This is a genomic window from Acidiluteibacter ferrifornacis (genome assembly GCF_009909615.1).
GTDB classification, from domain to species: Bacteria; Bacteroidota; Bacteroidia; order Flavobacteriales_E; family Vicingaceae; genus Acidiluteibacter; species Acidiluteibacter ferrifornacis.
The window spans coordinates 202,397-221,195 of the sequence record NZ_WWNE01000007.1; the positions used below are offsets into that span (position 1 = coordinate 202,397).

Below are 18,799 nucleotides of genomic sequence, written 5' to 3' on the forward strand. Positions count from 1 at the left end.
ATTATGATTGGATCTACAACCATTATTTATTTAGGATTAATTGTATTTGCGCTAGTCGCATTTATCTCCACTGTTAAAATTGTTCCTCAACGAAGTGCTTTTATTATAGAGCGATTTGGTAAATATCAAAGTACTTTACTTGCCGGATTTCACATTATTATTCCGATTGTTGACAAGGTCGCTTATAAACACACGTTAAAAGAACAAGTAATTGATGTTTCTGCACAAACATGTATTACAAAGGATAACATTTCAGTGGAAGTTGACGGTGTATTGTACCTGCAAGTTGTTGAGCCTAAAAATGCCTCATACGGAATTGACAATTACCACTTTGCATCTATTCAGCTTGCTCAAACAACCATGAGAAGTATTATCGGAAAGTTAGAATTGGATAAAACATTCGAAGAGCGGGATACTATCAACTCAATTATTGTGGAAGCTGTTGATAAAGCTTCAGATCCCTGGGGTGTTAAAGTAGCACGATATGAAATCAAAAACATTGCTCCACCACAAAGTATAAAGGATGCTATGGAAAAGCAGATGCGTGCGACTCGTGAAAAGCGAGCGATCATTGCCACTTCAGAGGGAGAAATGCAGGCAAAAATAAATCAGGCAGAAGGTGATAAACAAGAATTGATTGCACGATCTGAAGGAGAGAAAATGAAGCGAATAAATGAAGCTGAAGGAAGGGGGCAGGAAATTGAAAGAATAGCTCAAGCTACGGCTGAAGGAGTTCGACTGATAGCACAAGCCATCCAAGAAAAAGGTGGAAGAGACGCCGTAAACTTAAGGGTTGCAGAACAATACATTGGTGAATTTGGGAAATTAGCTAAAACCAACAATACCATTATATTACCTACCGACTTAAGTGATATCGCAGGATTAGTAGCAACCGCGACCTCAGTATTGGATCAAAAGAAAACGGTATCAAATACCAAAACTTAGTAGAGCTATATTCTCGTCTTGGGGTTTACCATCCAGCCACGCATCATAAAAGTAATTCAGTTTATGTCTTTTGACTTTATTGTCTGCTAGGGCTATCAGTTGAAGAAACCCAATGAAAGTTTCTTTATCAAGGTCTTTATTTTTATTATTTTTTTGTTGTAAACAACCTTTGTTAAATAACACCATAGAATCATTTGGTTGAATCTTTATTTTCTGTAGGTTTTCCAATTCAACTGAAGTTTTACTCCTGAATATCAGCAAATTATTCTCCCCATAGTATCTTAACTCTTTAGTTTGACAATTTAATACCGCAATCTCAAAAGACATTGTTTTATGTTTTCTAAGCTTCATTACTATTGATTCCGGAGAATTGATTAATTCTGACTCTTGTTTTAACCAAAATTGAATTTCTGCAGAATCAAGTGCTGCATCTATTGAATTGTCTCTTCCTTGACCTACAATACACAAAATAATTTGATTGAATTTTACCTTAAAAACAAAAGACGAACTAATAATATCTTTATTTGAAACGAAAGAAAACGATTGTCTCATAGTTTCATTTGAGATCAAACATTCCTTTTCACAGTCGAGATGATTATTAATACTTAAGGAAAGGCACTGCTTATTACAAATATGGCTCAAATTAGTGTCTAACTTTAATTGGGTAAGAATTCGTTCTCTCTTATTAATCAATTCATTAATCAAAGGATTGATTTGATGATGAAAACTAGCTGAAGTAATTGGATTAAAAATAAACTCCTTTATTCCTATTTTAATGAATTTATGAAACAAGGACTCATTAAAGTCATCTACCAAGCCAATAATAACTTGACTACTATTTTTAACTAGTCTGTTTAAACTGGCCATATCATCACTCTCCAACAAGGAATTGCTTAGATAAATCAGTAATATGTCTTGTTGAGAACATTGCTCAAAATTTAATTCTGAATTAAACGAAGAATTTAGAAACTTGGCTAAGAAACCATTATTTCTAATGTATGTCACTATCTGATTATTAGTAAGCTGATTATTAAAACTTATTTTTTCTGTTGGTATTGAAATATTATCCATTTTCGATTCGCCCAATTTATTGCATTTATATGCAACAAAAATATTGAAGCTAAATAGCTATCAATTAACGATAAAACGGAGTCTTTAAATTTAGGGAAATTACTTACTTATCATTAAGCACTTCATTATTAATGGCCCAAACCAAAAGGCCAGCCATATTCTTAGAACCTGTTTTCTCAATCATATTTCTTTTATGCGCATCCACAGTTCGTATGCTAATAAAAAGCTTCTCAGCGATTTCACCGTTATTGTATTCTTCAATAATCAGTTTTAAGATCTCCTTCTCTCGCTTAGTTAAAGAGAAGGCATTGTCAAATCGACTAACTTTTTTCTTTTTGGCGCCAGTCGTTAGTTGTGTCATCACAGCGTCCATTACATCCCCCCCATAATAGTTATTTCCTTTCATTACTGCGTCAATAGCAGCTTTTACTTCATCGATACCAGAATTTTTTAATAAATACCCATTGGCTCCTAATTTTAAAACCTGACGAATATACTGGGTTTCATCTACCATTGACAATACGATAATTTTGATTGAAGGGAATTCCTTTTTAACAAAGCTAATTAACTCCATACCATCCATATTAGGCATATTAAGATCTGTAATAATCAAGTCAGGAGCATTTTGTTTTATCGAATTAATAGCTTCCAAACCGTCAGAAACTTCATCAGTAATCTCATACTTGGAACTATCTGACAAGAATGACGTTATGCCATCCCTAATCAGCTTATGGTCGTCTACAATTAAAATCTTTATCATATTATTTTGTTTTGGGGGATTTCTACTGATATTGTGGTTCCACTGCCTTCTGAGCTATCTATGGTTAAAGTTCCTCCCAAAGATTTTACTCTGTTTTTAATACTAAGAAGCCCTACTCCACTTTTGTTTTTTGATGAAGCAACTTCAAACCCTACACCATCATCTTCAATCATCAAATTGATACTGTCGTTGTATTCTATCAATTGTATGGAAACATACTTGGCTTTAGCATGTTTCAAAATATTATTGACTGACTCTTGAATAATTCTATATAACATTACTTCGATGTTAATAGTTAACCTCATATCAGCTAAATTATTAAAGAAGTATATTTCTGTTTCTGAATCGCCTAATGATTCAATCATTCCTTCTACACTCGAAACTAACCCAAACTCTTCAACTGTTTTGGGCATTAAATTTCTAGCCATTCCTCTAGTTTCAGCTATTGCTGTTTGTAGTGTATTAATCACCCGATAAAATGCTTCTTGCTTCTCGTCAGATAGATAATGAAGCTCAGGAACAATGGTTTGTAAATTCATAGATGCCGAACTCAATAGTTGACCTAAACTGTCGTGTAAATCAATTGCGATACGTTTACGAACAATATCTTCTGTTTCTAAAATAGCTGAAACCATTCGTTTTTCCGTATTCTTTCGTTGAATAGCATAATGAATGGACTTATTTATAATTAAAGCATCTATTTGCTCTTTTAGCAAAAAGTCCTGAGCTCCTTCTAAAACAGAATTCAATGCAATTGCATCATCCTTCAAATCTGTTAAGATCACAAATGGAGTAGTTGAAAATTCATCAAACAAAGCCGTCAAAGTATGTGATCCGTATGAATCAGGCAATCCCAAATCTATAAGAACAACATCTATTTTGGTTTCAGTTAAAATTCGTTTTCCCTTTTTCAAGGTAGAAGCATGATAACCGATGTAGTTGTAGTCGGGCATCGTACTCATTAACTCCATAATAGAAAAACCCTCACGCTCATCTACCACAAGAATAAGAACTTGCAAATCGTTCAACTGCTCTTTACTTCCTTCAAATGACATACTGCAAAAGTAAAAGAACTTTTTGAAGAATTTACCACATAACTATTTGATTATTTATATTTTAGACAAATGACAAAAATATAGTGACCAATGGAATGAAACTGCCTATAAATGACTTTTTATTTTAAAAAAGCCTACATATTATAAATATAGACCTACCCTTAAACACAACGTAAACAACTAATTAACTATCGCTTCATAGGTAATACCACTTTGTTTGATAGCTCCAAATCCACCCTTAATATCAATTGCATTATGATTACCTCTTGCTTTCAAAATAGAGATCGCAATCATTGAGCGATATCCGCCAGCACAGTGCAAATAAAATGGCTCTTGAGGAAAATCATTTACAGAACTATTAATATCGTCTAATGGTATCAATTTCGCAGTTGGCAGATGACAAGTAGCATATTCACTTTCTTTTCTCACATCAACGATAGGAAATTGAGGTTTAACATTTAGTGCGACTCTAAGACCATCAACATCAATCGACTCTACTGTGTCTATCTCTTTTTCTGCAGTTTTCCATGCATCAAATCCACCGTCTAAAAATCCAATAATTTGATCAAAACCAACTCTCGCTAATCTAGTTATCGCTTCTTCTACTCTACCCTCCGGAGCCACTAAAAGTATTTGTTGTTTTACATCACCTATTATTGCTCCTACCCATGGTGCAAATTGTCCATCCAATCCAATAAAAATAGATTGTGGAATATGACCCTTTGCATATTCATCTTGATGACGAACATCCAGAACAATAGCACTTGTAGCATTCGCTGCTTGTTCAAAATCATTAGGGGACATAGCTGTCTGACCTTTTTCCATCACTGTATCTATAGAAACATACCCCTCTTTATTCATTTTTACATTCAATGGGAAATATGCGGGAGGGGGCAACAAACCATCCGTGACTTCTTTAATAAATTCTTCCTTAGTCATGTCGGCTCTTAGCGCATAATTCATTTTCTTTTGGTTTCCCAATGTGTCCACTGTCTCCTTCATCATGTTTTTTCCACAAGAACTACCAGCACCGTGAGCAGGATATACTGTAACATCGTCAGCTAAAGGCATGATTTTGTTTCTCAAACTGTCAAACAACATTCCCGCTAAATCATCTTGAGTAATTGATCCCATTTTCTGAGCCAAATCAGGACGACCAACATCTCCTAGAAATAAAGTATCTCCAGAGAAAATTGCAATATCTTTCCCGCTTTCATCTTTCAATAAATAGGTTGTACTTTCTAAGGTATGCCCGGGGGTGTGCAATGCAGTTAATGTAATATCCCCTACTTTAAATACTTGATTGTCTTCTGCGATTAATGCATCAAACGAAGGATTTGCATTCGGACCATAGACTATAGTTGCTCCAGTTTTTTCTGCCAAAGTAACATGACCACTTACAAAATCAGCATGAAAATGGGTCTCAAAAATGTACTTAATTTGGGCTCCATTCTTTTCTGCCTTTTTAATGTAATCATCCACCTCTCTTAATGGATCTATAATTACAGCTTCTCCATTACTTTCAATATAATATGCTCCTTGGGCTAAACAGCCAGTATATATTTGTTCTATTACCATCATTTTAATTTTTGGTTCAAATTTAAGCAAGGTAAAATTAATAAGTGGTCAATTCCTGACTTCAAACCACTATCTCCGCTTTCACTAAACTCTTTTTATCACAGGTCAACATTTTTTTAGGTACACTTTCTTTGATTAATTTCACCAAACTTTGTGCTAGGTGCAACTTCGGTTCATTCTTAAGGTATACCAAACTAATTTCTCTCACTCGAGGAGCCCCTTCAATTTCTTTAATACACTCCTCCTGTTCCGATGGCACATTTAATGTAGCCAACTCTGGTAAGAAGGTTATACCGTCTGTTTGATCTACAATTCGTCGTAATGAATCTATTGAATTACTTGTGTAATGAATGGGTATGGTTTCATTCAACTCAGGAGCTAATCCACACAAATTACTTACTTGATCGCTAAAGCAATTTCCTTCTTTCAATAACCATAAATTCTGATCATGAACTAATTCTAAAGGTAACTCACTTTGATTAAAATAGGTATTCCGCGGAGACACATACAGATAAAACTTTTCATAAAAAATAGCCTCAAATTGAAGTTTTAATTTGGTTTTAATAGGGGTTGCAAGTATACCAGCATTCAACTCTCGATTCATTAACCCTCGAATAATGTCTGCGGTCACCATTTCTCGAACATTCAAATTTAAATCTGGATATTCCTTTTTTAAATTACCAATAAACAATGGGGTCAAATAAGGCGAAAGTGTTGGTATTATCCCCACAGTAATCGCACCCTTCACTTCTTCCGATAAAGTGGCAGCAAACTCCTTTAATTGATTTATACCTAGCGCTATTTCATTCGCCTTCTCTAAAAACAATTGACCATCAACTGTAGGCCTTATTGGTTTACTTTGGCGATCGAATAATGGAAACCCTATCTCTTCTTCCAAACTTCTAATTTGTTGACTTATGGCTGACTGCGTCAGCTTGGACTGAAAAGCTGCTCTACTAAAAGAGGCCGTTTTCTGTACCAAAAGTGCGTATTCCAATTGTTGAATATTCATATTAGCAAAACTAATATTAATATTAATTTTATTAGTTATAGTAATAATACTTTTGTATCATTATAACGAATAAATAAAAGCACAACTATATGAAAACTAAAAAGACATTAACTACATCGGCAGGTGCACCTTTGTCGAGCAATCAACACTCACAAACAGTTGGAGAGAAAGGTCCAGTAATGCTACAAGACTATAAGCTACTTGAAAAACTAGCACATCAAAATAGAGAAAGAATTCCAGAAAGAGTGGTTCACGCAAAAGGATGGGGAGCACATGGAACTTTTACTGTAACGCACGATATCAGTAAATATACTAGAGCCAAACTATTTGATACCGTTGGTAAAAAGACTGAAGTTATTTCACGATTTTCTACTGTAGCCGGTGAATTGGGGGCTGCAGACGCGGAAAGAGATGTTAGAGGTTTTTCATTAAAATTCTATACAGAAGAAGGGAACTGGGATTTAGTAGGAAACAATACTCCAGTATTCTTCATCAGAGATGGTTATAAATTTCCAGACTTTATCCGAACACAAAAAAGACACCCTAGAACCAACATGCGATCTGCCACTGCAATGTGGGATTTTTGGAGTCAAGTACCTGAAAGTTTACACCAAGTGACTATACTGATGTCCGACAGAGGTATTCCACAGTCGCCAATGAATATGAACGGTTACGGAAGCCATACTTTTAGTTTTTGGAACAAGGATGGCGAACGATTCTGGGTAAAATTTCATTTTAAAAACCAGCAAGGACACAAACACTTTACCAATGAAGAAGCAGAGCAACTGATTGGTAAAACGAGAGAAAGCTATCAAGAAGCTTTATATGGAGCGATAGAAAATGGCAACTTTCCGAAATGGACTTTAAAAATTCAGGTAATGCCAGAAGCAGACGCAGAAAAAGTACCATATAATCCATTCGACTTAACGAAAGTTTGGCCTCATGCTGATTACCCATTAATTGAAGTGGGAGAATTAGAATTAAATCGGAATGCAGACAACTACTTTTCAGAAATAGAATTGGCAGCATACTCACCATCGAATGTAGTTCCAGGTATTGGCTTTTCTCCAGACAAAGTTTTACAAGCACGAATATTCTCATACGCCGACGCGCATCGTTACAGAATAGGCACACATTATGAAGCCTTACCTATAAACCGCCCTAAGTCTGAGGTGAATCACTATCATAAAGATGGAAGTATGCGATTCTTTGATAACAATGAAGGAAATCCGAATGCCTACTATGAGCCAAATTCATTTAACGGTCCTGTAGAAGACAAAAGTGTTGAGGAGCCGCCTATGAAGGTTTCAGGAGATATCAATCGATACGAATTCAAAGATAATATTGATGATTATACCCAGCCTGGTAACCTTTTTAGGATGTTTGATGAAGGGCAACGAAATCGATTATTCTCTAACATTGCAGCAGCAATGGATGGTGTTCCGAGAGAAATCATTGAGCGCCAATTAGTGCATTTTGACAAAGCAGATCCTGCTTACGGTGCAGGAGTAAGAAAAGCATTGGGAATTTAAAAATTAGAATCATGGAATTATTCAATCATATCAGGGAAGGAAATAAAGAGCAAGTAATAGAAATAATTGCAGCTAATCCAGATATTGTTAATCAAAAAGATGCAAGAGGATTCACTCCATTAATAATGGCAACTTATAGCGAACAATTAGAAATTGCTGAACTGTTATTAAAGAATGGGGCGAATATCAACGATCAAGATGCTGCGGGAAATACTGCATTGATGGGTGTTTGTTTTAAAGGTTTTGATGAAATCGCAGGAATGCTCATTAAGAAAGGAGCCGAAACAAACATCCAAAATTTTCAAGGAGCTACAGCCCTTATTTATGCGGCTACTTTTGGCCAAAATAAAATAATAGAATTACTTTTGAAAGCAGGTGCGGATATTTCCCTATCTGATAACAAAGGAAATACAGCCATTAACCATGCTAAATTTCAAGGAGCTCCAGGAACTTTAGAACTACTAACACAAACAGTAACAGTATGAAAACGAACAACAGAATTGGATTAAATGCTAAAAAAAGTGAGGAACTAGCCAACTCATTGAACGATCTTTTAGCGAATTACTCAATATTTTATCAAAATGTTAGAGGATATCATTGGAACATTAAAGGAAAGAATTTTTTCGAGCTACATATCAAATTTGAAGAGTTGTACAACGACTTGTTTTTAAAAATAGATGAAATTGCAGAACGAATTCTAACTTTAGGACACCAGCCTAAACATCAATTTAGTGACTATTTAAAGATATCTGTTATCAAAGAAAGTAAAGAGGTGACAGATGGAGAAAAATCACTTCAAAATATTTTGGATGCCTTTGAGACCTTGTTGGTAAAACAAAGAGATATTTTAGATTTCGCTGGTGATATGGGCGATGAAGGAACCAACGCTCAAATGAGTGATTACATTAGAGAACAAGAAAAATTAGTTTGGATGTATTCTGCATATTTAGGATAAGCAAGAATCAATTATAAAAAGAAAGGAAGAGCGTCGCTCTTCCTTTTTTTTATACTACAGTCCCTTGGCAGCTTGACCCTGCTCCAGCCGTACAACCATAACAATGCTGATTAGTTAAGATGTTCCGTTTTGATAATGCCTCCATATCAAAGTCGTTAATATGTTGTGAAGATGGAGCAGCCACTTTCATATCCAACATTTGATTGAAATCACAGTCATACATATATCCATCCCAGTCTACCGATATGGTATTTCTACACATTACCCCTTTTACTGCACCGGGATTAAACGCTGTAACCAATTTATCCATATAATCTTCATAATTATCGCTTGCTACTAAATAATCGAGGTATCGACTAATTGGAATATTCGTAATGGTAAACAGACCATTGAAATCAATATCAAAATCCTTCTTTAAATTTCGTTTAAATTCCATCTCCAATTGGGCTTGGTCTCCAGGAAGAAACGCACCAGTAGGATTGTATACCAAATCCAACTGCAATCCTGAACCAGGAATTCCGTACCCTTGTTCATTTAAACTTTGTAATGCTTCTATTGAACTTTTAAAAACTCCATCTCCGCGTTGTGCATCCGTTTTTCCTGCTTGGTAATACGGCAAAGATGAAACCACATGGACATTGTGTTTCTTGAAAAACTCAGGTAGATCATAATACTTCTTATTGGCCCTAATAATGGTCAAATTGGATCTAACTATAATTTCCTCAACACCAATTTTGGAGGCCTCTTCCACAAACCAACGAAAGTTTGGATTCATTTCAGGAGCCCCACCAGTTAAATCAACGGTATGAATCTTAGTTGTTGCCAAAATATCCAAACACTTCTGAAGGTACTCCTTAGTCATAATTTCCTTTCGGTCAGGACCTGCATCCACATGACAATGCTTACAGACTTGATTACACATGTAACCTACATTTATCTGAAAGATCTCAATTTGGGTAGGCTTCATTGGGAAGTCTCCTAATTGCGTCAACTGATCTTTAAACGTTGGTAACTCTCCATTGAATGGGCTACCACTTAAAACTTTTAATTGATTCTTTATGTCCGCCAGCTTATCTCCTCTAGCTTTTAGTGATTTAATCATAAATGATTTTTCCTACTTTTTTACATTGAAAGCTTCTTCGCTTTATTCATCATTTGCACTCCATGAACCATGGAAGCCCCACCTCTTATAGCACTTGCGACATGCACTGCTTCCATCATCATCGCTTCATTTGCTCCTTTTTGCATAGCATCTTCTGTGTAAGCATCAATACAGTAAGGGCACTGAACGGCATGAGAAACCGCTAGTGCAATAAGTGACTTTTCTCTTTGGGTTAATGCTCCTTCTTTAAAAACTTCACCGTACCAGTCAAAAAACTTCTCTGCTAACTTGGGTTCAAATTCAGCAATTTGTCCAAACTTTTTTAGATCTTTTGGGTCATAGTATGTCTTATCCATTTTTCTTTTTTTTAAATACGATTAAAGTAGTCGATTAGATTTTATCTGAGCTATAAGATTAATAAAAAAGGAACCCATGCTCCAATTAAATTGATTAAAAAACCCAAATAAAGTTGATACTGTCAAATAATTGACAAAGCTAATAACGAATGTTATTCAGTAACAAAAAAATGGTTTAAAGGTTTTCCCGTTGCTCCATTTGGGAAAGGCAATTCAAGTAATGCCGAAAGTGTGACAGCTATATCTTTAATGGCTACCTCCTCATTATAAGTTCCAAACTTCACATCTTTACCAAACCAAATCATGGGAACATGCGTGTCGTAATTGTATGCGGTACTATGTCCGGTTCCTCCATTTTTTAAATAATAATCACTCAACCAACCGGGTTGAAAACTATAAAAAATATCTCCACTTCTTTTAGGATCAAAACCGTTAAACATTCGTTGGCATATAGCTTCATCTCCAACGCATATTTTTCCACTCATATCAGCCGCAGACGTCAAATTGGGGTAGCCAAACAATTGATCCAGTAATGCTCGTTTAACCTCACTCTGCTTTAAGGAAAGACGTTCTAGTTCTGTATAGTTTAAATAAATCTGATGGTTGATTATCCGCTCTATAACATCAGCTCCATACAACTCCATAGACCATGATCTGATTGCTTCTTTGAATACTTTATTGTCATAATAGTCTGTACTTCCTTTGGCATGAGCTGGAATATCTGCTACTCCGTGATCCGCTGTAAGAACTACTAGGTATTGTTTCTCTCCAACCTTTTGATCTAAAAATGTGAGTAACTGCTCTATTTCCTGATCCAATCTCAAATAGGTATCCTCTACTTCTATCGATTGAGGGCCATACATGTGTCCAATATAATCGGTAGATGAAAAGCTAATACTGATGACATCTGTTATTGAATCTCCTCCCAATTGCTCGTTCAAGATTGCTTCTTTTGCAAAATCTGCTAACAACGAATTTCCGAATGGAGTTTGCTTAATTAAACTCAACCCACTCTCCTTCTTAATGGCTGGTAAATTATGTGGAAAAGTAGAATGCGATTCACCATCAAACTTACCTTCAAAATCGGCATCATCGGCAGAAGACGCTATATAACTTTCAATCGGATAAAGTGTATTCCAGGGAGATTTTAAATATTCCTCCACGTGCTTTTTTGAATTAAAAGACTTCACCCATTTAGGCAATTCATCTTTATAAAACGTACTCGTGATAAATTTCCCTTCGTCTCCGCTTAACCAATACGCAGCATCAGCAGCATAACCAACAGGCAATATAGCTCCTCTATCTTTAATAGAAATTCCGATGACTTTGCTCTTCGGAGAATTTAACTTCAATTGATCTGTAAATGAATTTGCCTTTAAATTTCTCGGGGAATGCTGACCATCGGCACCTTTCACCCCTACAGAAGTTTCAGAAGAGTCTTCCACACAATAAATAGTTGTTTTTTTATTACGATCGTACCAATCATTTGCTGCGATTCCGTGATGAACCGGAGTGGTTCCTGACCCAATCGTAGCATGACCAACAGCAGTTAAAGTTGGTGCGTAACTAAAATTGGCATTATCAAAAGCAAACCCTTTATTTACCAATCGTTTGAATCCATTTTCAGAATAACGATCCCAGTATTTTGAGATATAGTCGTGTCTCATTTGATCGACAGTTAGCATTACTATTAATTTGGGTTTTCCTTCTTTGGCAAAAGAATTCAATGAGATAAAGAATACTAATGTGAGTAGTAGTTTTTTTGATTTCATTTCCAATTATTTTATTGGAACAAAATAACTAATAATTTCATCTCTAATGGCTGGGTTCGCACCCGAAGCTAAAGCCAAAGAAACAAACAATCCTATTGCTGCATAACTGACATCTTTCCCAATCATCTTAAGAGACTTAACTTTGTGAACTCTTCCTTCTTTAGTTCTAGATAGATTAACTGCGATCTCTCTTCCTCCAATGATTCCCAAGAACACCCAAGTTGTACTCATCGGCACTGTGCTTATAAACAATTTATACACCAACAGCAACACGTAAGTCAAATCGATTAAGGTGGCTGCACGAACATCTGAAATGCGAGCCTTTTCACTAACCACCTTTTGGATTTTATCTCCTTTTAGGTAGAATAAAATTCCTAATCCAACGAATATTGTTAACGAGAATATTAAAAACTGCCACCATGTTTGCTGCCGTGGTAGAAACACTGCAACGTTTGCACCATCTTGCATGACCCAAACTGCCCATAAAGCGCCACTTACTATCCACTGGATAATACTCCAGGCGTTATGGGCAAAACGTTGATAGAAGTATTTGCGAATCAACCCATAAGAAAAATACCACACGAGGAATGACAGTATAAATGCCATACCATAACCCGATAGACTTTTACTAACCACCGATACAATTCCGCTAGATGAAGCACTAAATACACTCAACATCAAAAAAGTAGTTGATACGGGCATTCTTAACCGAGTAAGAATTAACAGTATCAAAGGAGCAATGACTTGGAAATAATTAAAATTCTCTGGATGTGGATACTCCGAAGTACCATCGGAAGACAACAACCTTTGATAAGTGACATCTCCATTGTAATAAAACCAGCTAAAAGTAACGGTGACAATAAAAATCCCTCCGATATACAACCATAGTATCCACCACTTTTTATCTTGATTGCTCTCAATAAATGTCCCTAAAGATTGAATACTATCGTTTGCCACTGTCGCGTATGCCGCGAAAATAAAACCTAACCACATCGCTGCTTGACCGAATCCAACCAAAATGGCCGATAAAACAAACCCCAATAAAATGATGGTTAAAAAACCTCTTTCCTTCACTAAAACTGCGACTAAGTCCAGTGTTTTCCCATTCTGTTTTTTACTCTTTTTTCGGCCCAAGAAAGTAGTTTATTAAAAATTATTTGAGCCACAAATTTGCTCAATTGCATCCCCTTCCATATTAGTGATACGTTAAGAAATGGTTAATTCCTTTACGTATATCAACTTTTTTCAAACTGTTTTTTTAATGTTAAAGATTCAAAAATTGGGAGTAATTTTGCACCCTCTTATTAAATTCAGACCGTCTTGAAAAATTTACTTTTAGCGAGTCTAGTTGTAATTCAGCTTTTCTCCAACACCTCCAATATCTCTGCTCAAGAAGCCAACAAAGTTGATTGGAATCTTAGAAAAAGTCAATTAGATATTAAAAATCAAAAAGGAAATTTCTATTTCTACTGGGGTTATAATCGAGCAACTTACGCTAAAAGTGATATCCACTTAAAAGGACCAGATTACGACTTTATCCTTTCTGATGTGACGGCAAGAGATATGCCTGAAGAATTTTCTTCTGTATACTTTGATCCAGGACAAATTACCATACCACAGTTCAACTTCAGAGTTGGCTACCACCTCTCAGATAAATACGCTTTAGCTGTAGGATGGGATCATATGAAATATCGAACTCGCAGTGGACAGCCAGCCATAATTACAGGAAGAATAGATGCCTCGGCTTCTCCAATTTATGCAGGCTACTACAACCATGACAAAATTATTATGGATGAGTGGAATTTGGTAAAAATGGAGCACTCAGACGGTTTTAATGTCATCAATGTGAATGTAGAACGAAACGACTATTTACTTACCACCAATGATCAAAATTTAGCATTAAGTGTGATTTCTGGGGCAGGAGCTGGAATAGCTTTTCCATGGACTAATTCAAGAATTTTTGGAGTTCGCAATGACGACCGTCCAAAAATTTCAGGTTTAGGTGCCCATATTTATGGTGCGGCTCAAGCAACTGTATATAAACGATTTTTCCTAAGATTAACCTTACAAGGTGGATTTCAAAATATGTGGGCAATAGCTACTGTCCCAAAAGGAGACAAATCTGCACATGCTGAACAAACTATCTTTTATTACGAACGTTCTCTTGTACTAGGATACAATTTTAGATTATACGATAAGAAGCAATAAAAAATCTACTGTTTCAACGCTTGTTCGATATCCTTTTTTAAATCTTCGTAAGCTTCTATGCCGACAGAGAATCTTACATCTTGGTTACTGATACCCATATGGTCTCTCTCTTCTTGACTAATACTCTTGTGAGAAGTTAAATAAGGGGAACCAATTAATGATTCTACTCCGCCTAGACTAACTGCAGGACAGATAATGTTTAACTTTTTCTGAAATAGGATTGGATCAATGTTTGGCTTTAATCTAAAACTCATCATGGCGCCAAATCCGCCATTCATTTGTTTTTTTGCCAATTCATATTGAGGATGAGATGGTAATCCTGGGTAATAAACTTTCTCTACACTGGAGTTATTCTCTAGCCAAACCGCTAACTCCATGGCATTTTCAGCAGCTCTTTCTACTCTTAAATGTAAAGTTTTCATACTTCGTTCTATTTCATAGCATAAACGCGCGTCCAACGTCGAACCAAAGTCTACCTGGGCAGTTTTTATTTCATTGATTAAACTCGTTTTTCCACCTAAATATCCAAAAATTATATCACTGTGGCCTGAGAAGTATTTCGTTCCAGAATGCATAACCATATCAATTCCAAGATTCAAAGGTTGCTGAAAGAGAGGCGTCGCAAAAGTATTGTCCGCAAAAGAAATTAATTGATGCTTATTTGCAAAATCAGCAACCATAGCTATATCAGTTAACTTCATTAAAGGATTAGAAGGAGTTTCGATATAAATTAACTTTGTCTTAGCAGTAAGTGCTTTTTCCATTTCTGTATAATCTGAAAAATCAACAAATGAAATTGTAACACCTATTCGCTCCAATTGATGATGCATAAAATGAGCAGTACCACCATAAATATCTGATTGAACTAAAATGTGGTCACCAGGCTCTAATAAACCCATCAAACCAGCCGCTATTGCACCTAATCCTGAGCTAAACACTAATCCCTTTTCTGCTCCCTCCAAGGCATTAATCTTATCTACTACTGCAATTTGATTAGAGGTATTAGCCATTCTTGGATATTTCATTTCATAGTCTTCCAAGTATTTAAAAGCTGTAGAAGTATGAATAGGTGTATTCACTCCTCCTTGATTTTCATCAATTTGAGTTCCAGAATGAACACATTTGGTGGCCGTTTGAATCAATTTTGGTAGCTTCATTTTTCGTTGATTTATTCAGACTATATTTTTTTGAGAAGGAATTAGCCTGTACATTTACGCCAAATGTAAGATTATATGGATTACTTTATTATTGAATACTCAAAATCTATCTTATGAAAAGTATTGCTGTTTTTTGTGCTTCTTCTTCCGGTGTAAATCCAATTCACCTTGAAACTGCTTATCAACTTGGAAAATATCTAGCACAACATCAATACACCCTGATATACGGTGGGGCAAGTGTTGGTTGTATGGGAGCTCTTGCAAAGGGAGCTATGGAAAATAGGGGAAAGGTAATTGGAGTTTTACCTCATTTCTTAAACAAGAGAGAAGTCGCAGCGACGCATGTCTCCGAGTTAATTATGGTGGAAAGTATGCATGAAAGAAAACTAAAAATGCATGAACTCAGTGACGGTATCATCACCCTACCAGGTGGATATGGCACTATGGAAGAGTTGTTTGAAATGATGACATGGGGACAATTAGGATTGCATCAAAAACCAATGGCTATTTTAAACACCAATGGATTTTATTCTCCTTTGTTGCATCAACTAAAGTTGATGCAACAAGAAGAAATGGTTCAGAGTCGTTTTGTAGAGATGCTTATTGTAAAAGAAAGTGTGAGCCAGCTTATAGAAGCAATGGAAAAATATACTGCTCCAGAAGCCATCGAATTATTAAATGTAAAGACCACATAGATATGGACCACCTTGTCAAAGCTTACCAAGCATCTATTCTTCAAAAAGAGTGGATGATAAATAAATCAGTTGAAAGTAATGCAGACTTCAATTCAATCAAACCAACTGAAAAGTGGTCCATCAACCAATTGTTGTTTCACTTATTTACGGTAGAAAAGTCCATTTTGGATTACATCAAATATAAATATTCTATAAATGAATTAACTCAACCCGCAGGACTTAAAGCAAAACTGAGATATCACGCTTTAAAAATATTACTAAAGACTAAAATGAAATTTAAAGCTCCAAAAAAAATTAGCAATTTACCTGAGAAAATAGACCTTGAGCAATTGATAAAGGATTGGAATATATTGCAAACTGATTTTGAAGCCTTTCTAAGTCAATTCCCCAAAGATTTGGTAGGAAAAGCAGTTTTTAGACATCCATATGCTGGATTTCTTTCTATGGAGCAAACCATTGAATTTATAGTGGATCACTCTAAACACCATCGATCGCAAATGAGCCGATTGATATAAAATTATTCAACCAACTTCTATGTGAGGTATAATTTGGACTGGAAAGTTTAGAGAGTTTGCTATAAAACACATTTGATGCGCTTTACCATGTAAACTTATTGCTTTCTCTACCATTGTCTTGTTTGCTACCTTAATTCTAGGAGTCAATACAATCTTAGTAAATTGTCCAACTCCACTATTGCTCTCTTCCGTCATTTCTCCTATAGGATTATCAGAGTAGGAATTCACCACCACACCATTGTCTGCACATATATGAAGATACCATAACATGTGACAGGAGGAAACTGAATGGACTAGCATTTCTTCTGGATTATATCTAGACTTATCACCTCTGAAAGCTGGATCAGCAGAGCCCAAAATTGGTCTTACTTTAATATCACCACTTTCGATTACAAAAGATCGTTCGTATGAAGTATATGCAGAAGTTCCAGACCCTGTATTTCCGGTCCATTTTAACTCTGCGGAGTAGTTGTGTTTTCTCATTTTTTAAACAAAATAGGGTAAACCGAATATCTACTGTACCAGTAAATTCAGGACCTTAAGTTAATTAAAAAAGAGATTTCTACAATAGTATAGCTAAACTTTAATAGCCATATTTGTCTTGCCAGAAACGTTTCATGCGTTCACGAAGTTCACGTTCTCTTGGATTCTCACCCATATCATAAAACTTTGTATTGGCTACTTCTGCGGGCATAAACTCTTGCGCAACAAAATTACTTGGTCCATTATGGCTGTATTGATATTCCTTCCCGTAACCGATTTCTTTCATCAACTTAGTCGGAGCATTTCTCAATGCCAGTGGCACACTTAAATTACCTGATTGTTTCACCTCTGCTTGTGCCATATTGATGGCCATGTATGCTGCGTTGCTTTTTGCTGAACACGCTAAATAAGTCACTGCTTGAGATAAAATGATTCGACTTTCCGGCCAACCAATTACGTTTACAGCCTGAAAACAATTGTTTGCAATTACTAGTGCCGTAGGATTCGCGTTGCCAATATCTTCACTGGCTAAAATCAATAATCGACGAGCAATAAATTTAGCATCCTCTCCGCCTTCTATCATCCTTGCTAACCAATACACTGCCGCGTTAGGGTCACTTCCACGAATGGATTTTATGAATGCTGAAATAATATCATAATGCTGCTCTCCGTCTTTGTCGTATCTCGCGATAGATTGCTGCGCTACAGCCACTACTTTTTCGTTTGTTATGACCACTTTATCGCCTTCGCTGTTATTTACTGTCAATTCCAATAGATTCAGCAACTTTCGTGCATCACCACCCGACAGCTGCATGAGTGTTTGATATTCTTTCAATTCAATCTCTTTCTTTGCTAATTCTTTGTCGTTTTTTATTGCCAAATGAATTAAGCTAAGCAACTCATCTTTAGTCAACGGCTCTAAAATATAAACCTGACAACGGGATAATAGCGCAGAAATGACTTCAAAAGATGGATTTTCGGTAGTCGCTCCAATTAATGTAACAATCCCCTGCTCCACAGCTCCTAATAAAGAATCTTGTTGCGATTTACTGAAACGATGAATTTCATCAATAAACAAAATGGGGTTCCGATCGGCATTGAAAAACTGTTGTTTTTTTGCCTTATCAATAACATCCCGAATGTCCTTCACTCCAGAATTAATAGCGCTTAAAGTAAAAAATGGACGATCTGTGGCATGCGCAATAATATTGGCCAAAGTGGTTTTCCCAATTCCTGGTGTACCCCACAAAATCATTGAAGGAACCATTCCCTTTTCAATCAGTTTACGCAATACTGCACCTTCTCCAATCAAATGTTTCTGACCGATGTAGTTGTCGAAATTGGTGGGACGTAGTCGTTCTGCTAAGGGAATTAAAGAGGCCATTTTTTTAAGGCGAAATTAAGCATTTTGAAGAAGGAGATTTATTAATATAGTTATATAGATTTAATAATTGTTCATCGGCTAGCTTAAGAGTTTAATTACACTTCAAATTGGAATTAACAATTATAGATCTCTCAATTACAACTAGCTTTGAAAATATTTTTCACTAAATACAACCAAAACTAAAACTCTTGGCTCTAATACTGTAGAACGACAACTGAA

19 protein-coding genes are annotated in these 18,799 nt (G+C 35.8%); 7 read left to right on the forward strand and 12 right to left on the reverse strand.

Going from position 1 to position 18,799, the window contains the following annotated elements:
* Nucleotides 1-3: 3 nt before the first annotated feature.
* A complete protein-coding gene (locus GQN54_RS09625) occupies nt 4-945 on the forward strand; it encodes an SPFH domain-containing protein (protein ID WP_160633328.1) in 942 nt (313 codons plus the stop codon).
* On the opposite strand, the gene GQN54_RS09630 is transcribed toward GQN54_RS09625, so the two are convergent.
* The 5 genes from GQN54_RS09630 to GQN54_RS09650 form a co-directional block, all read right to left on the reverse strand.
* Nucleotides 928-2,016, reverse strand: coding sequence for a hypothetical protein (locus tag GQN54_RS09630; protein ID WP_160633329.1), 1,089 nt, complete (start codon nt 2,014-2,016; stop codon nt 928-930). The two genes, GQN54_RS09625 and GQN54_RS09630, sit on opposite strands and share 18 nt — an antisense overlap.
* A gap of 103 nt (nt 2,017-2,119) precedes the next feature.
* A complete protein-coding gene (locus tag GQN54_RS09635; protein WP_160633330.1) occupies nt 2,120-2,776 on the reverse strand; it encodes a response regulator in 657 nt (218 codons plus the stop codon).
* Complete coding sequence (locus tag GQN54_RS09640) at nt 2,773-3,831, reverse strand: ATP-binding response regulator (protein WP_160633331.1); 1,059 nt, start codon at nt 3,829-3,831, stop codon at nt 2,773-2,775. Before GQN54_RS09640 ends, GQN54_RS09635 begins: the two co-directional genes overlap by 4 nt.
* Before the next feature lie 180 nt (nt 3,832-4,011).
* Nucleotides 4,012-5,409 carry an MBL fold metallo-hydrolase gene (locus tag GQN54_RS09645; RefSeq protein ID WP_160633489.1) on the reverse strand — a complete coding sequence of 466 codons (1,398 nt, stop codon included), beginning with the start codon at nt 5,407-5,409 and terminating at the stop codon, nt 4,012-4,014.
* Between the two features lie 61 nt (nt 5,410-5,470).
* The gene (locus tag GQN54_RS09650; RefSeq protein ID WP_160633332.1) at nt 5,471-6,421 is read right to left on the reverse strand and encodes a hydrogen peroxide-inducible genes activator; all 951 of its coding nucleotides are present in this window, start codon (nt 6,419-6,421) and stop codon (nt 5,471-5,473) included.
* Between the two features lie 89 nt (nt 6,422-6,510).
* Here GQN54_RS09650 and GQN54_RS09655 point away from each other — a divergent pair, with 89 nt between their 5' ends.
* From GQN54_RS09655 to GQN54_RS09665, 3 genes are read left to right on the forward strand one after another with little or no spacing between them, the layout of a single operon-like run.
* Entirely contained in the window at nt 6,511-7,953 is a 1,443-nt protein-coding gene (locus GQN54_RS09655) for a catalase (protein ID WP_160633333.1), read from the forward strand.
* An 11-nt stretch (nt 7,954-7,964) separates the two neighbouring features.
* Nucleotides 7,965-8,438, forward strand: a complete 474-nt coding sequence (locus GQN54_RS09660; RefSeq protein WP_160633334.1) for an ankyrin repeat domain-containing protein — start codon at nt 7,965-7,967, stop codon at nt 8,436-8,438.
* Nucleotides 8,435-8,908, forward strand: a complete 474-nt coding sequence (locus GQN54_RS09665) for a Dps family protein (RefSeq protein ID WP_160633335.1) — start codon at nt 8,435-8,437, stop codon at nt 8,906-8,908. The genes GQN54_RS09660 and GQN54_RS09665 overlap by 4 nt, the downstream gene beginning before the upstream one ends.
* A gap of 49 nt (nt 8,909-8,957) precedes the next feature.
* Here the strand turns inward: GQN54_RS09665 and arsS are convergent, their stop codons facing one another.
* The 4 genes from arsS to GQN54_RS09685 form a co-directional block, all read right to left on the reverse strand.
* Nucleotides 8,958-10,010: an arsenosugar biosynthesis radical SAM (seleno)protein ArsS gene (arsS, locus tag GQN54_RS09670; RefSeq protein ID WP_160633336.1), complete on the reverse strand. Its 1,053-nt coding sequence runs from the start codon at nt 10,008-10,010 to the stop codon at nt 8,958-8,960.
* A 20-nt stretch (nt 10,011-10,030) separates the two neighbouring features.
* The gene (locus GQN54_RS09675; RefSeq protein ID WP_160633337.1) at nt 10,031-10,366 is read right to left on the reverse strand and encodes an arsenosugar biosynthesis-associated peroxidase-like protein; all 336 of its coding nucleotides are present in this window, start codon (nt 10,364-10,366) and stop codon (nt 10,031-10,033) included.
* Nucleotides 10,367-10,518: 152 nt separating this feature from the next.
* Nucleotides 10,519-12,138, reverse strand: a complete 1,620-nt coding sequence (pafA, locus tag GQN54_RS09680; protein ID WP_160633338.1) for an alkaline phosphatase PafA — start codon at nt 12,136-12,138, stop codon at nt 10,519-10,521.
* Nucleotides 12,139-12,144: 6 nt separating this feature from the next.
* Nucleotides 12,145-13,272, reverse strand: a complete 1,128-nt coding sequence (locus tag GQN54_RS09685; RefSeq protein ID WP_160633339.1) for a hypothetical protein — start codon at nt 13,270-13,272, stop codon at nt 12,145-12,147.
* 186 nt (nt 13,273-13,458) lie between these two features.
* Between GQN54_RS09685 and GQN54_RS09690 the strand changes: the two genes are divergently transcribed.
* The gene (locus tag GQN54_RS09690; RefSeq protein WP_160633340.1) at nt 13,459-14,346 is read left to right on the forward strand and encodes a hypothetical protein; all 888 of its coding nucleotides are present in this window, start codon (nt 13,459-13,461) and stop codon (nt 14,344-14,346) included.
* Nucleotides 14,347-14,351: 5 nt separating this feature from the next.
* Here the strand turns inward: GQN54_RS09690 and GQN54_RS09695 are convergent, their stop codons facing one another.
* On the reverse strand, nt 14,352-15,503 hold the full coding sequence (locus GQN54_RS09695; RefSeq protein WP_160633341.1) for a trans-sulfuration enzyme family protein: 1,152 nt from the start codon (nt 15,501-15,503) through the stop codon (nt 14,352-14,354).
* Nucleotides 15,504-15,616: 113 nt separating this feature from the next.
* Here GQN54_RS09695 and GQN54_RS09700 point away from each other — a divergent pair, with 113 nt between their 5' ends.
* Together GQN54_RS09700 and GQN54_RS09705 are read left to right on the forward strand one after the other, a co-directional pair.
* Nucleotides 15,617-16,198 carry an LOG family protein gene (locus tag GQN54_RS09700; protein WP_160633342.1) on the forward strand — a complete coding sequence of 194 codons (582 nt, stop codon included), beginning with the start codon at nt 15,617-15,619 and terminating at the stop codon, nt 16,196-16,198.
* Nucleotides 16,199-16,200: 2 nt separating this feature from the next.
* Nucleotides 16,201-16,713 carry a DinB family protein gene (locus GQN54_RS09705; RefSeq protein WP_160633343.1) on the forward strand — a complete coding sequence of 171 codons (513 nt, stop codon included), beginning with the start codon at nt 16,201-16,203 and terminating at the stop codon, nt 16,711-16,713.
* 6 nt (nt 16,714-16,719) lie between these two features.
* Here the strand turns inward: GQN54_RS09705 and GQN54_RS09710 are convergent, their stop codons facing one another.
* The gene (locus GQN54_RS09710; protein ID WP_160633344.1) at nt 16,720-17,196 is read right to left on the reverse strand and encodes an OsmC family protein; all 477 of its coding nucleotides are present in this window, start codon (nt 17,194-17,196) and stop codon (nt 16,720-16,722) included.
* A 100-nt stretch (nt 17,197-17,296) separates the two neighbouring features.
* Nucleotides 17,297-18,580 carry a replication-associated recombination protein A gene (locus GQN54_RS09715; protein WP_160633345.1) on the reverse strand — a complete coding sequence of 428 codons (1,284 nt, stop codon included), beginning with the start codon at nt 18,578-18,580 and terminating at the stop codon, nt 17,297-17,299.
* Nucleotides 18,581-18,799 lie beyond the last annotated feature (219 nt).